This window comes from Pseudomonas sp. SED1, assembly GCF_034044025.1.
In the GTDB taxonomy this organism is placed as follows: Bacteria; Pseudomonadota; Gammaproteobacteria; order Pseudomonadales; family Pseudomonadaceae; genus Aquipseudomonas.
The window spans coordinates 71,905-84,810 of sequence record NZ_JAXCIS010000123.1 but is presented as its reverse complement, the minus strand read 5'-3'; the positions used below and the strand labels follow the sequence as shown (position 1 = coordinate 84,810).

The window sequence follows — 12,906 nt, the reverse complement described above, 5'->3', positions numbered from 1 at the left end:
GCCACTGCAAGCTCCCTCGCCACAAAAGGCTCTCTCTATCTAAAGCACCCAGGCGGCAATGGGCAGCGCACTTTGTAAGTGACGGTTGCGCTACAAACACGCAAAATGCAACGATTCTGGCAAATGCCAACGGCATGGCTCACAAGCCTGTCGATAATAACCATCGTTCCAAACAGACCGGGCCTGCTCAATCTATGCGAATGCGCCTTATGTTACTGGGCGGCGGGAATGCCCTCGGGCAGGCGCTGATTCGCCTCGGTGCGGAGGAAGACATCGGTTTCCTCGCCCCGCGTCCGCCCCAAGACGGCTGGGATGCCGCGAGCCTCACGCAACTGCTCGACGACACCCGTCCCGATGCCTTGATCAATCTCGCCTATTACTTCGACTGGTTTCAGGCGGAGACGGTCAGCGAAACGCGTCTGGCTGCCCAGGAATATGCGATCGAGCGCCTGGCGGAACTGTGCCAGCACCACAGCATCACTTTGCTGCAACCGTCCAGCTACCGGGTGTTCGATGGCTCCCGCGCCACCGCCTACAGCGAAAAAGACGAACCCGTGCCCTTGGGCCTGCGGGGGCAGGCGTTGTGGCGCATCGAGCAGAGCGTACGCGCCACCTGCCCACAGCACGTGCTGTTGCGTTTCGGCTGGCTGCTGGATGACAGCGTCGACGGCACACTCGGGCGCTTCCTGGCCCGGGCCGAAAAACCTGACGAACTGCTGATGGCCGACGACCGCCGGGGCAACCCGACGCCGGTAGACGATGCTGCGCGGGTGATCATTTCGGTGCTCAAGCAACTCGATTGCGCCGCGCCGTTGTGGGGCACTTATCACTACGCCGGCCACGAAGCGACCACCCCGCTGGCGCTCGGGCAGGCGATCCTGACCGAAGCGCGCAACTTCCACCCGCTGGCCGTGGAAGCCCCGACCGCCCAGGCCCACGCCGCCCGTCCGGATGCCGCCGATGAACCGCAACACGCGGTGCTGGCCTGCAAGAAAATCCTCCACACCTTCGGCATCAAGCCACGGGCATGGCGGGCCGGGTTGCCGGCGTTGCTCGACCGGTTCTACCGACACGGTCAAACATAAAAAAAGGCGCCTGTAACCGGCGCCTTTTTTGTGGCGGAGTCCGGACGGATTCAGTTAATGCGTGTTGGCCAAGTGGGGTGCGCCACGGCATACGAAAAATTTGAAACCTTTGGTGCGCGCGGTCATCCATCCCAATAGAGATTGATTGTGCTTACGGCTCGTTCAGCAAAAGCAAAAGTCTGGATTCAGAAGAAGACTTCGCCCATCCAGCCATGGGCAGCCTAAAAGAGGAGCCCTGCCCATCATGGCAACAAATTCTCCGGTGAATGGTTCGCCGCCGCCTCACGATGATGTGTATGAGGAGGAGCACGAACTGCAGTTCGCTTTGAGTACCGCCGGGCTTGGTATATGGCGCCTGGATTTGACGACGGGCGAGCTGAAGACCTCGGCCACTTGCCGCCTCAACTTCGGACTCGAACCACAGATACCGTTCAGTTATGAACACATGCAGCGCTCGGTGCACTCCGAGGACAGCAACCGAGTGGCCGAAGCCTGGGATCGCTCGATCGCGCAACGTTGCGATTACGACGTTCACTACCGCGTCATCACGCCGCGAGGTGAAACTCGCTGGCTGCACGTGTGCGCGAGACCCCGTTATGCCGATGATGGTCTACCCGTCGCGATGGCGGGCACCGTTCGGGATGTTACCCAAGAGAAGTTACTTCAGTCGCAGAAGATGGAAGCGCTGGGGCGGATAACTGGCCGAGTGGCTCATGACTTTAACAATCTGCTGACGGTGATCCGTTCTTCAGCGGATCTTTTGAAGCGTCCTTCCGTATCAGAAGAGCGGCGGCTGCGCCTGGTGGAAGCCATTTCCGAGGTTGTGGTCCGTGGTTCTCACTTCACCAGCCAATTGCTGTCCTTCGCTCGCAGGCAAGCCCTGCATCCCGCACCGCTGGATGTCAATTCAAGCACGTTGGCCATGGCCGATACGATTGCTTTACGGGTTGGGACAGGCATCAACGTACGCATCGAACCCACAGCAGTACCCTGCGTTGTTGACGTTGACGCAGGACAGTTTGAAGCCGCCATTCTCAATATGGTCATGAACGCCCGAGACGCCATGATGGATAAGGGAGAGGTGGTCATCCGTGTTGAATCGATGGACCTTATCCCCGCGTCCAATGGTTATCCCCTTATCAAGGGGCGCTTCGTTGCCGTGTCCATCACAGACAATGGCTCGGGTATCGCTCCGGTCAGCCTCGATAGAATCTTCGAGCCATTTTTCTCTACCAAAGGCAAAGGCCAGGGAAACGGGCTGGGGCTCAGTCAGGTATTTGGTTTTGCCAAACAGTCGGGGGGAGAGATCAGGGTAGAGAGTTGTCTGGGTCTGGGAAGTACGTTCACGCTTTATTTGCCCCGCCCTTGAACTGGATGAGCAGATAGCCCGATTGCGCAAATGGAGTTAGCATCGTAAACCTTCGGCTTAAGGGCCTGTTGTTCACATCAGGGTTGCATTGTGGAAAAGCTAAATCGCCTTCAAAGCGGAATAGAAGGGCTGGATGCTCTGCTCAAGGGCGGGCTAGTCGCAGGTGCCTCCTACATCATCCAGGGGCGCCCAGGGTCCGGTAAAACCATCCTCGCCAATCAACTGGGGTTTAACCATGCGCGCAACGGGGGCCGTGTCCTGGTCGCCACGTTGCTGGCTGAGTCCCACGACCGTTTATTTCAATTCCTCTCGACCCTGAACTTCTTTGATGTTTCCCGGGTGGGAGCTGAAATTCAGTTCGTCAGTGCATTTGACACCCTTGAGAACGAAGGTCTCGATGAAGTGGTCAAGCTGCTTCGGCGTGAGATCAGTCGTCAGAAGGCCACCGTGTTAGTGGTCGACGGCTTGCTCAATGCACGCTCCAAGGCTGACTCTCCCATCGACACCAAGAAATTCATTTCCGAGCTGCAAGGCCACGCCGCGTTCGCCGGTTGTACGGTGCTGTTTCTCACCAGCTCCCGGTTGGACGACGGCAGTCCTGAGCACACCATGGTTGATGGTGTGATTGAAATGGGTGAGGAGCTTCACGGCAGCCGTTCGGTGCGCCGTATTCAACTGCGCAAGACTCGAGGCAGTGGTGCACTGACCGGATTGCACGAGTGTGAAATTACCGACGATGGCCTGGTGGTTTATCCGCGGTTGGAAAGCCTCTACAGCCGTCCATCGTTTCCTGATAGTGCCGATCTGACGCGTATCAACAGCGGCATCGGTTCGCTGGACGCCATCATCGGCGGTGGCCTGCACAGTTCTTCCGTTACGCTCGTCATGGGGCCTTCGGGCGTCGGGAAAACCACGTTGGGGCTCAAGTTCCTCGCTGAGTCGACAGTGGAAGCGCCGGGCCTGCATTTCGGTTTTTATGAAAGCCCGCAGCGGTTACGCCTCAAAGGCCAATCGCTGGGTATTGATATCAAGGGTATGGAAGAAAGTGGTGCGCTGAGTATTGCCTGGCAACCCACTACAGAAGGCCTGCTCGATGGTCTCGGCGCACGGCTGCTGAAAATGGTTGAGGAAAAGGGCATCAAGCGCCTGTTCATCGACAGCTTGAGCGGCATGACCCGACTGTCGACGAACCCGGCACGTATCACCGATTTTTACGGTGCCCTGATGAGCGAGCTTCGTGCCCGTGGCGTAACGGTATTTGCCTCATGGGAGATGCGTGACGTTTTTGGTTCGGAGGTCAGTTCTCCAACCCCGGACCTGTCCAGTATTGTCGATAACCTGCTGCTGATGCGTTTCTTCGAGATTCAATCTGAACTAAGAAGAATGCTTTCGATTCTTAAGGTACGAGACAGCTTCTACGATCCTTCGCTTCTTGAAGTGGTAATCCATGAAAACGGCGTTGACCTGAAGAAGGCATCAAGAAATGCGTTGGCTGTCCCTAATGATTCTTCGCTGCCGGGCTCAACGTCCAAAGTCTCTGATTCGGGTTGAACTGACATGACCACCATCCTGGTCGTCGACGACGAGTATTTGATCGCTGACATTCTCGGCTATGCGCTGGAGGATGAGGGGTACATGGTCGTAAAAGCGAGCAATGGCCAGAAAGGACTCGAGGTCCTGGAGCGCGAGCGGCCAGCGTTGATCATCACCGACTTCATGATGCCGGTCATGGATGGCCAGGAGTTTGCCGAAGCTGTCCGCGCGCTACCGGCAGTCAATCACTTGCCCATCATCCTGATCAGCGGAGCCCAGGCACATATTGGTATGGAGCGGTCGGACTTGTTCAATGCGGTGTTGAAAAAGCCGTTCAACATTGACTTGGTCATCGCTGAAGTTCGCCAACTCCTGGCTGAAGCCTGATTCGCAGCACACGGGCGTGTGCCTGGCCTCTGATTGGCGCTTGCCTCCATGGGAAGCCTCACAAAAAAGGCCCTGTACAACAGGGCCTTGGGTAGAACCTAGAACTTGTAGCCAATACCGACCATGTACACCATCGGGTCAACATCCACATTGACCTTGGCGCGAGTGCCCTGGCCCAGCGCGTTGTTATCCACAGTGGCCTTGGTGCTGATGTCGATATAGCGCGCCTGGGCGTTGATCATCCACTTGTCGTTGATCATGTAGTCCGCACCGATCTGCGCGGCCCAGCCCCAGGAGTTTTCCGCCTTGAAGTTGCTGAAGCCGGCTTCCTGGGCGCGACCGCCGACGTGTTCGTCGTAGATCCAGGTGTAGTTGATACCGGCGCCGATGTACGGTTGGAATACCGACTTGCTGTCCAGCGGGTAGTACACGACGCTCAGGGTCGGCGGCAGGTGTTTCAGCGAGCCGAGCTTGCCGTTGGCAGCGCCCAGGGCAGTGTTCTTGATCTTCACATCGTGTTCGAACGGCGTGGCCGCCAGCAGTTCGATGCCCCAGTGGCTGGTGAACATGTAGGCGAAGTTCAAGCCCAGTTGAGTGTCGCTGCTCATGGTCGCCTTACCGCCCAGGTTGGTCCCGGCCAGCGGGCCCTGGTCAACCTTGACACTGCTGCTGTCCGCTTTCGGGTTGACGGTGATGGCACCGGCGCGAATCAGGATGTCGCCCGCTTCGTGAGCGTGGGCAACGGGGGCAGCGAGGGCGAGCGCGACAAGCGACGCGCCGAGCAGGGACTTGTTCATGGGAGCTCCAGAGGATGTATTAATAGAGATACATCCAATGGTAAAGATCATTCAGGCTGGGCTTTTGACTCAGCTCAATGAAACGGTGATAACGCGCTACTCCTGCAATTCGTACACGTAGATCTTGTCGGCATCCATCTGGTAGCCGGCGTCGGCCAGTTCGCTGCTCGACGGTTTGACCTGCATCTGGCCTTCGATCCAGTACGGCTGATACAACTCGTCGAGCTTCACACCGACTTCGCTTTTGACATGCACGATCTGGTTCGACGGCGGTGGCGGTACATGGATGCACGCGCCGAAATACGGCACCAGCAGGAACTCCGTAGTGCGACCTTCTTCGCTGACCTCCAGCGGCACGATATAACCTGGCAGGCGGATGTGCTTACCGTCCAGGCTTTGTACGACTGGCGCGTTGGGCAGGTCCTGCTTGGCGGCCGGCGCAGACTCCACCGACAACGCATCAGCCATGCCCGACAAGTTGTGCAGCGGTTTCATGTTGGGGATTTCCGGCGGTGCGTCCGGCGGGATCATCTCCTGCCAGGCCAGGTCCCTGGGCTGGTCTTCGGCCCAAGCGGGCAGGGCCACCAGCAGTAACAGCGCGAGCACGACGCGACGCATCAACAGCTTCCTCATAAACGTATCGACAGGCCGTCGGCCAACGATTGGCGGTAGGCGCGCCAGGCCGGCACGCTGCCCATCAGCAGGGCTGCGACGAGAATACCGCCGAGCAGGGTCCATTCATATTCGCTCGGCAGCGACAATGGCAGGTCCAGGCCGTAATTGGCCTGCAAATACCCGCGAGACGCGGCGATGCACACATACAGCAGCCCAACGCCGGCGATCACGCCGGACAACGCCAGGGCAAAGGCTTCGAAGATCAGCAAGGTCGCAATGTGCCAGGGCCGCGCGCCCACTGAACGCAGGATCGCCATTTCCCGGCGGCGCTCGTTGAGGCTGGTGAGGATCGCGGTGAGCATGCCGATCAAGCCGGTCAGCACCACGAACAGCGAGATCACGAACAGCGCTTTTTCAGCGGTGCCCATCATGCTCCACAACTCTTGCAGGGCCACGCCCGGCAGGATCGCCAGCATTGGCTCGCCACGGAATTCGTTGATCTCCCGTTGCAGGGCGAAGGTGGAGATCTTGTTGTTCAAGCCGAGCATGAACGCGGTGATGGCTTGGGGCGTCAGGTCCATGTTGCGGGCCTGGTCGGCGCTGATCCGGCCTTTGCCCTGGGCGGGCACGCCGTTGTGCCAGTCGATGTGAATCGCTTCCATACCACCGAGGCTGATATGCAGCGTGCGGTCCACCGGCGTGCCGGTACGCTTGAGGATGCCGACCACGGTGAACGGCTTGTCATCGTGCTTGACCAGGCTGACCACCGCCACGCCGTGGGCCAGCACCAGCTTGTCGCCAAGCTTGTAATGCAGGGCATCGGCCACTTCGGCGCCGAGCACCACTTCGAACGGGTCGGTGGCGAAGGCGCGACCGCTGTCGAGTTCGAGGTTCTGCCGACGGCCGTATTGATAGTGTTCGAAATAGGATTCGTTGGTGCCCATCACGCGGTAGCCGCGGTGGGAGTCGCCGAGGGAAATCGGGATTGCCCATTTCACCTGCGGGTTGGCGGCGAAGTGCTCGTAGCTGTCCCAGCGAATATTGTTGGTGGCGTTGCCGATGCGGAACACCGAATACAGCAGCAAATTCACCGAGCCGGAACGCGCGCCGACGATCAGGTCGGTGCCGCTGATGGTGCTGGCGAAGCTGGCGCGGGCTTCGGTGCGTACCCGTTCAACCGCCAGCAACAGGCACACCGAAAGGGCGATGGCGAAGGCGGTGAGGATTGCGGTAAAGCGGCGGTTAGCCAGGCTGGCCATGGCTAGTCGAAACAAATACATCTCAAACCTCTGCGGGCGTGGCGGCGCGATTGAGTTCGGCCAGCGACAGGTTGCGGTCGAACAGCGGCGCCAGGCTCTGGTCATGGCTGACGAACAACAGGCTGGCGCCTGCTTCGCGGCATTCGGCGAACAACAACTGAATGAAGGCTTCCCGGGCGTCGTAGTCCAGGGCTGAAGTCGGTTCGTCGGCGATCACCAGTTCCGGCTGGCCGATCAACGCGCGGGCGGCAGCCACCCGCTGTTGCTGGCCAATGGACAGCGAGTCGGCGCGGCGTTCCAGCAGGTTCTTGTCTTTCAGGCCCAAGTGGGCGAGCAAAGTCGCGGCGGCCTGGTCGACGCTGCCATGGCGCTGGGTTGCCCGCTGCGCCCGCAGCTTGGAGAAGTGGCAGGGCAGTTCGACGTTCTCGCGCACCGAGAGAAACGGCAGCAGGTTGAACTGCTGGAAAATGTAGCCGGTGTGGTCGACGCGGAAGCGGTCGCGGGCGCCGGCCGAGAGTTCGGTCAGCTCCTGGCCCAGCAGGCGAATGCTGCCGCGACTGGGCTTTTGCACACCGCCCAGCAGGCCCAGCAGGGTGGTTTTGCCACTGCCGCTGGGGCCCTTGAGGAACAGGGTTTCCCCCGGCTCCAGGCGAAACGTCGGGATGTCCAGCAGCTGTGGGTGACCCGGCCAGTTGAAGGCCAGGTCAGACAGTTCGATAAGTGCTTGGGTCATGGTGACAGGCTCTTCTGTGGGAGCGGGCTTGCTCGCGATGGACGTCAACGATGACGCGGGCATCAGGTTGAACGCGGCGCTCTCGAGTTTTTCGCGAGCAAGCTCGCTCCTACAGGGGTTCGTTTCAGAATTTGAGGGTGGCTGCTGTGGCCGTCGCTTCCACACCCTGCTGGCCGCTCGGGCCAATGAGTTGTACCTGAATTTTCTGGGTGGCGGGGAAGGTCTTGAACACCTGGGTCAGGTCGAGGTTGCTCAGCGCGGTCGGCGTGGCGCAGGTGAACTGGTAGTGGGCGTGGATTTCGCTGTGGTCGTGGTGGTGCTCGTGGGCGGCGGCGCCTTTGCCATCGGTGGCGTGGTCGTCATCGTCTTCATCATGGTCGGCTTCAGGCTTGTCGCCGAACAGCGGGCTGTTCAGTTCCTGGGTGCTGATTACGCAACCGGCGGCCTTGGGCAGGCTGAACAGCACCAGGGGTTGCTCCAGTTGCTTGCGGGCGGCGGCGACCTTGGCTTTGTCGGTCGGCGTGGTAGCCAGGTGTTCAAAACCCACCAGGTTCATCGCCGGGCTGTCCAGTTCCAGCTCCAGGGCCTGGCCGTCGAGCACTGCGTTGAGGCGGCCGACACCGTGTTCGTGGGCACCCAGGCTGCCGTGCTCGTGATCATGATCATGGTCGTGCTCGTCGGCAGCCTGGGCGATGGCCAGTGGCAACAGGGCAAACGGCAAAGCGAGCAGCAAACGGCGCATGGTGGAGCTCCCGAACAAAGATGAAAGTTTTGTTATGTGATCTTATAACAATTTTGCGAGGAGTTTGACCGCCTGCTTGGCGTAGCGCAAGACGCGTGGGAGCATGCTCGTCAGAAAAGTGCGGGAGTAAGTGCGATGTTGAGAATTCGTGGAACCGTCGGCGACCTGCCGGTGGACTTGACCCTGGAGCTGGACGACGGCGACTGGGCCCGGCTGGGCGCGCAGTTGCAGGCCAGCAAACCACCGAGTGCCGAGCCCGTGGTGGCGCCGGCCCCGGGTAACCTGGACGAGAGCCTGTGGCAGGCCGCCCAGGATTTGCTGCGCAAGGCTGGGCAACTCAATGGTCTGGAATTGCTTGATCAACTGGAGGGCTTGGCCGGCAGCGCCTCGGCGGGCAAGCGCCTGCTGGTGCGCCTGCGCCATAGCGCCAAGGTCAAGGTGGCCAGCGGCGGGGATACGCCGCTGTACAGCTGGATCGAGTAAGGCTTAATACAGCGCGGCGAACAGCTTGCGGCGGTAAACGGTGACCAGCGGGTGATCGTTGCCGAGCAATTCGAACACCTGCAGCAGCGTCTTGTGGGGCAAGCCTTCGCTGTAGCTGCGGTTGCGGGTGAACAGCTTGAGCAAGCCATCCAGCGCGGCCTCGTATTGCTGGCGCGCCAGTTGCTGCACGGCCAGTTGATACACCGCCTCGTCATCCTGCGGGTTTTGCGCCAGGCGGGCCTTGAGATCCGCGGTGTCCGGCAGGTCGGCGGCCTGGCGCAGGAAAGTAATCTGCGCCTTGGCGCCGGCCAGTGCCGCCTTGTGATCATCGCTCTTGACCGCGTCGAGCACGGTTTGCGCTTCGCCTAGCTCACCACGTTCGGCGAGGCAGCGGGCGTACAGGATCAGCGCGGCGGCGTTGGTGTTGTCTTCGCCGAGCAAGGTCACCAGCACGGCCTCGGCCTCGGTAATGCGGCCTTCGGCAAACAGTGCCTGGGCTTGCTCCAGCGGATCGGCAGCAGCCGGCGGCGGCATTTGCACATGTGGCTCCAGCATCGCGCGCACGGCGGATTCTGGCTGCGCACCGGCAAACCCGTCCACCGGCTGGCCATCCTTGAACAGCACCACGGTGGGCAGGCTGCGAATGCCAAAGCGCGAGACCACGTCCGGCTCGGCATCGCAATCGACCTTGGCCAGCAGCAACTCACCCTGATAACTCTCGGCAATCTGCGCGAGCATCGGCATCAACGCCTTGCACGGCGCGCACCACTCGGCCCAGAAATCCACCAGCACGGGTTTTTCGAAGGAATTCTGGATCACTGCCTGGTCGAACGTGGCAGTGGTGGCGTCGAAGATGTACGGCGTGGGCTCACTCATGGGGTATCTCGAATAAAGCAGGGGATGGGGCAACTATAAGGGTTGGTGGGGTTGGCTGAAAGCGGGGCGGTCTCAGGATCGCAATCTCAGGCAAGCCAGCTCCCACAGGGGAATACATTTCAAATGTGGGCGCGGGCTTGCCCGCGATGCTCTCAAGCGCGCTGCGAGTGGTACAGGCTCACCTTGCGAAACTCCCACGGCTCAGCCAGGTCGGGCAGTGTCAGGGCATCGAGGATGTCCAGGCGCTGATACTCCGGGTGCTGGAAGTCCCGCACACGGGAATCGGCGACCAGCGCTTCGCGGCCTCGAGTCAGAAATTCATCCAGCAGCGGCAGGTTTGCCCGGTCATACAGCACATCGGCGACCAGGATCAGGTCAAATCGGTCGGCTTCGGCGAAGAAGTCTGCGGAGTAACCCAGCATCACGCCATTGAGTTCCGCATTCGCCCGGCAGGCTGCCAATGCCAGTGGATCAAGGTCGCAAGCCACCACTTCCAGCGCTCCAGCTTTTACTGCGGCAATCCCGGCGACGCCCGAGCCTGCGCCGAAATCCAGCACCCGCTTGCCTGCCACCCACTCGGGATTAGCCGCCAGATACCGCGCCAGCGCCAAACCACTGGCCCAGCAAAAGCTCCAATACGGTGGCTCATGCAGGATGCGTCGGGTTTCTTCTGGGCTGAAAGCGCGGTCCATGTTGTCGGCGTCCAGCAGCCACAACGACAACTCGGTGCCCGGCAGCGGGCAGGGCACCAGTTGGGCGTCGCCGATCAGTTCGCTGAGGGCGCGTTGCAGGTCCAGCGGTGGCGTCATGGTGCAGTGACGAGTTGCAGCGGCCCTGTGGTCTGGGTGATCGCCTGGGTGATGCGCACCGGCGGCAGGTGCAGGATCAACTGGCCGGACTGGCTGGCGCGACCGCGCAGTTCAACGCGGGCACCCACAGGGAAAGCTTCAGGGTTGAAGCGCAGGCGGAAGGCCAACGGCTTGTTATTGCCGATCAGCACGCTGCTGGCGAGCAGTTGCTGCGGGCGCGAACGGTCGTCGATCACCAGCAGCGCCAGTTCGACTTCCGCGCCGGCGGGTACACCGTTCAACTGGCCGCTGACTTCACGCTGGTAGGCGGGCAGCGGACCGAGGTCTTCTTCCACACCCGGGATTTTTTTCTCTTGTTGAGGGGCGGCAACGGGTGCCGCCGGTTTTGGGGCATGGCTGCTGCAGGCGACCAGAAAACCGAGCAACGTGAGCAAAACAAGTGGTCGTAACTGCATGTACGGCTCCAGAAAGGACAAAATCCGTGGCTTAAAAAATATGAAACATAATAGTCAGCCTATATACCGTAAAGGCTATGGCTTGTCTTGCCACAGGGATGCGCTACCATGGCCCTCCCATTTTTTGTTGCCTGCCACCATGCACTGTCCCTTCTGCGGTGCCAACGACACCAAGGTCATTGACTCGCGTCTGGTCGCCGAGGGCGAACAGGTGCGTCGCCGGCGTGAATGCCTGGCCTCTGGCTGCGGTGAACGTTTCACCACCTTCGAAACCGCCGAACTGGTATTGCCACGTCTGATCAAGACCGACGGCAGTCGCCAGCCTTTCGACGAAGAAAAACTGCGCGCCGGAATGCAGCGCGCCCTGGAAAAACGCCCGGTGAGTGTCGAGCGGCTGGAAGCGGCGCTGGTGCATATCAAGCACAAGCTGCGCGCCACTGGCGAGCGCGAAGTCAAATCCCTGGTAGTTGGAGAATTGGTGATGGGCGAGCTGCAAAAGCTCGACGAAGTCGCCTATATCCGTTTCGCCTCGGTGTATCGACGCTTCCAGGACCTCAACGAGTTCCGCGAAGAGATCGACCGCCTGGCCCGTGAGCCGGTAAAAGAATGAACCCACCTTCGGCAGAACAAGCGGTACTCGACGCTCATTACATGGCCCGTGCCCTGGAATTGGCGCGCAAGGGTCTGTACACCACCCACCCCAACCCACGGGTTGGCTGCGTGATCGTGCGTGACGGGCAGATTGTCGGCGAAGGCTGGCACGTGCGCACCGGCGAACCCCATGCGGAAGTCCATGCTCTGCGGGCGGCGGGCGACAAGGCCCGGGGCGCCACGGCCTACGTGACCCTTGAGCCGTGCAGCCACCACGGGCATACGCCACCGTGCGCCGATGCCCTGGTGAATGCCGGTTTGGCCCGTGTGGTCGCGGCGATGCAGGACCCGAACCCGGAAGTCGCCGGGCGTGGCATGCGTCGGTTGGCCCAGGCCGGGATCGAGACGTACAGCGGCTTGCTGGAAAAAGAAGCGCGGGCGCTTAACCCGGGCTTTCTCAAGCGCATGGAGCATGGCCTGCCGTTTGTGCGGGTCAAGTTGGCCATGAGCCTGGACGGTCGCACTGCCATGGCCAATGGCGAAAGCCAGTGGATCACCGGCCCGGCCGCCCGTGCCGCCGTGCAACGCCTGCGGGCCCAGGCCAGTGTGGTGCTGACCGGCGCCGACACGGTGCTGGCCGATGGCGCTCGCCTGACGGTGCGCGCTGCCGAGCTGGGCCTGAATGAAGAAACCACCGCCCTGGCAATGTCCCGTCCGCCGCTGCGCGTATTGATCGACGGTCGCCTGCGGGTGCCGCTGAACGCGCCGTTCTTCAAGGCCGGCCCGGCGTTGGTCATCACTTGCGTGACCCCGGACAACCAGTACCCCACCGGCCCCGAGTGCCTGGTGGTGCCGGGTGTCGACGGCCAGGTCGACCTGCGTTCCGCGCTGGTGGCCCTGGCGGCCCGTGGCGTCAACGAAGTGCTGGTGGAAGCCGGCCCAAGCCTGGCTGGCGCCTTCGCCCAGCAAGGCCTGGTGGACGAGTACGTGATATTCGTCGCCGGCAAGTTCCTCGGCTCCGCTGCCCGGCCTTTGTTGGACTGGCCGCTTGAGAAACTGGCCGACGCCCCCCAACTCAAGATCACTGAAATGCGCGCTGTGGGCGACGACTGGCGAGTCACCGCCATCCCTCTGCCATCAGCGAGCGTATAATTCCCGGCCTGCGCCACGTC

General features: G+C 61.1%; 15 protein-coding genes. 7 read left to right on the top strand and 8 right to left on the bottom strand.

The features are described from left to right. The first annotated feature begins 194 nt into the window (after positions 1–194). The 4 genes from SNL23_RS16045 (at position 195) to SNL23_RS16030 (ending at position 4,374) form a co-directional block, all read left to right on the top strand. Positions 195–1,085, top strand: a complete 891-nt coding sequence (locus SNL23_RS16045; RefSeq protein WP_008436463.1) for a sugar nucleotide-binding protein — start codon at positions 195–197, stop codon at positions 1,083–1,085. Positions 1,086–1,329: 244 nt separating this feature from the next. Beyond that, a complete protein-coding gene (locus tag SNL23_RS16040; RefSeq protein WP_318302736.1) occupies positions 1,330–2,454 on the top strand; it encodes an ATP-binding protein in 1,125 nt (374 codons plus the stop codon). Between the two features lie 90 nt (positions 2,455–2,544). Beyond that, entirely contained in the window at positions 2,545–4,005 is a 1,461-nt protein-coding gene (locus SNL23_RS16035) for an ATPase domain-containing protein (RefSeq protein ID WP_318302734.1), read from the top strand. Positions 4,006–4,011: 6 nt separating this feature from the next. Continuing rightward, positions 4,012–4,374 (top strand): response regulator, encoded by a 363-nt coding sequence (locus tag SNL23_RS16030; RefSeq protein WP_063026844.1) that lies wholly within the window; start codon positions 4,012–4,014, stop codon positions 4,372–4,374. A gap of 98 nt (positions 4,375–4,472) precedes the next feature. On the opposite strand, the gene SNL23_RS16025 is transcribed toward SNL23_RS16030, so the two are convergent. From SNL23_RS16025 to SNL23_RS16005, 5 genes are all read right to left on the bottom strand, one after another. After that, positions 4,473–5,171, bottom strand: coding sequence for an OmpW/AlkL family protein (locus tag SNL23_RS16025; protein WP_167665692.1), 699 nt, complete (start codon positions 5,169–5,171; stop codon positions 4,473–4,475). 96 nt (positions 5,172–5,267) lie between these two features. Further along, positions 5,268–5,789: a DUF3299 domain-containing protein gene (locus tag SNL23_RS16020; RefSeq protein ID WP_318302732.1), complete on the bottom strand. Its 522-nt coding sequence runs from the start codon at positions 5,787–5,789 to the stop codon at positions 5,268–5,270. Between the two features lie 11 nt (positions 5,790–5,800). Next, entirely contained in the window at positions 5,801–7,066 is a 1,266-nt protein-coding gene (locus SNL23_RS16015; protein WP_167665693.1) for an ABC transporter permease, read from the bottom strand. A gap of 1 nt (position 7,067) precedes the next feature. Further along, positions 7,068–7,778, bottom strand: a complete 711-nt coding sequence (locus tag SNL23_RS16010; protein WP_167665694.1) for an ABC transporter ATP-binding protein — start codon at positions 7,776–7,778, stop codon at positions 7,068–7,070. Between the two features lie 124 nt (positions 7,779–7,902). After that, the gene (locus SNL23_RS16005; RefSeq protein WP_318302730.1) at positions 7,903–8,520 is read right to left on the bottom strand and encodes a DUF2796 domain-containing protein; all 618 of its coding nucleotides are present in this window, start codon (positions 8,518–8,520) and stop codon (positions 7,903–7,905) included. A gap of 135 nt (positions 8,521–8,655) precedes the next feature. Between SNL23_RS16005 and SNL23_RS16000 the strand changes: the two genes are divergently transcribed. After that, entirely contained in the window at positions 8,656–9,003 is a 348-nt protein-coding gene (locus SNL23_RS16000; RefSeq protein ID WP_017476294.1) for a hypothetical protein, read from the top strand. A gap of 3 nt (positions 9,004–9,006) precedes the next feature. Here the strand turns inward: SNL23_RS16000 and trxA are convergent, their stop codons facing one another. From trxA to SNL23_RS15985, 3 genes are all read right to left on the bottom strand, one after another. Then, positions 9,007–9,879, bottom strand: a complete 873-nt coding sequence (gene trxA / locus SNL23_RS15995) for a thioredoxin (RefSeq protein WP_318302729.1) — start codon at positions 9,877–9,879, stop codon at positions 9,007–9,009. Positions 9,880–10,031: 152 nt separating this feature from the next. Continuing rightward, positions 10,032–10,688: a class I SAM-dependent methyltransferase gene (locus SNL23_RS15990; protein WP_318302727.1), complete on the bottom strand. Its 657-nt coding sequence runs from the start codon at positions 10,686–10,688 to the stop codon at positions 10,032–10,034. After that, the gene (locus SNL23_RS15985) at positions 10,685–11,143 is read right to left on the bottom strand and encodes a YbaY family lipoprotein (protein ID WP_076016662.1); all 459 of its coding nucleotides are present in this window, start codon (positions 11,141–11,143) and stop codon (positions 10,685–10,687) included. Before SNL23_RS15985 ends, SNL23_RS15990 begins: the two co-directional genes overlap by 4 nt. A 139-nt stretch (positions 11,144–11,282) precedes the next feature. Here SNL23_RS15985 and nrdR point away from each other — a divergent pair, with 139 nt between their 5' ends. After that, positions 11,283–11,753, top strand: a complete 471-nt coding sequence (nrdR, locus tag SNL23_RS15980; protein ID WP_003209990.1) for a transcriptional regulator NrdR — start codon at positions 11,283–11,285, stop codon at positions 11,751–11,753. Next, on the top strand, positions 11,750–12,886 hold the full coding sequence (ribD, locus tag SNL23_RS15975; protein ID WP_318302726.1) for a bifunctional diaminohydroxyphosphoribosylaminopyrimidine deaminase/5-amino-6-(5-phosphoribosylamino)uracil reductase RibD: 1,137 nt from the start codon (positions 11,750–11,752) through the stop codon (positions 12,884–12,886). The genes nrdR and ribD overlap by 4 nt, the downstream gene beginning before the upstream one ends. Positions 12,887–12,906 lie beyond the last annotated feature (20 nt).

What these genes read in the sequence shown, in the direction of transcription:
- SNL23_RS16015 (WP_167665693.1), bottom strand. Translation starts at nt 7,066, where the DNA reads ATGTATTTGTTTCGACTAGCCATGGCCAGCCTGGCTAACCGCCGCTTT.
- SNL23_RS16010 (WP_167665694.1), bottom strand. Translation starts at nt 7,778, where the DNA reads ATGACCCAAGCACTTATCGAACTGTCTGACCTGGCCTTCAACTGGCCG.
- SNL23_RS16000 (WP_017476294.1), top strand. Translation starts at nt 8,656, where the DNA reads ATGTTGAGAATTCGTGGAACCGTCGGCGACCTGCCGGTGGACTTGACC.
- SNL23_RS15985 (WP_076016662.1), bottom strand. Translation starts at nt 11,143, where the DNA reads ATGCAGTTACGACCACTTGTTTTGCTCACGTTGCTCGGTTTTCTGGTC.
- SNL23_RS16045 (WP_008436463.1), top strand. Translation starts at nt 195, where the DNA reads ATGCGAATGCGCCTTATGTTACTGGGCGGCGGGAATGCCCTCGGGCAG.
- nrdR (WP_003209990.1), top strand. Translation starts at nt 11,283, where the DNA reads ATGCACTGTCCCTTCTGCGGTGCCAACGACACCAAGGTCATTGACTCG.
- trxA (WP_318302729.1), bottom strand. Translation starts at nt 9,879, where the DNA reads ATGAGTGAGCCCACGCCGTACATCTTCGACGCCACCACTGCCACGTTC.
- ribD (WP_318302726.1), top strand. Translation starts at nt 11,750, where the DNA reads ATGAACCCACCTTCGGCAGAACAAGCGGTACTCGACGCTCATTACATG.
- SNL23_RS16025 (WP_167665692.1), bottom strand. Translation starts at nt 5,171, where the DNA reads ATGAACAAGTCCCTGCTCGGCGCGTCGCTTGTCGCGCTCGCCCTCGCT.
- SNL23_RS16005 (WP_318302730.1), bottom strand. Translation starts at nt 8,520, where the DNA reads ATGCGCCGTTTGCTGCTCGCTTTGCCGTTTGCCCTGTTGCCACTGGCC.
- SNL23_RS16030 (WP_063026844.1), top strand. Translation starts at nt 4,012, where the DNA reads ATGACCACCATCCTGGTCGTCGACGACGAGTATTTGATCGCTGACATT.
- SNL23_RS16020 (WP_318302732.1), bottom strand. Translation starts at nt 5,789, where the DNA reads ATGCGTCGCGTCGTGCTCGCGCTGTTACTGCTGGTGGCCCTGCCCGCT.
- SNL23_RS15990 (WP_318302727.1), bottom strand. Translation starts at nt 10,688, where the DNA reads ATGACGCCACCGCTGGACCTGCAACGCGCCCTCAGCGAACTGATCGGC.
- SNL23_RS16040 (WP_318302736.1), top strand. Translation starts at nt 1,330, where the DNA reads ATGGCAACAAATTCTCCGGTGAATGGTTCGCCGCCGCCTCACGATGAT.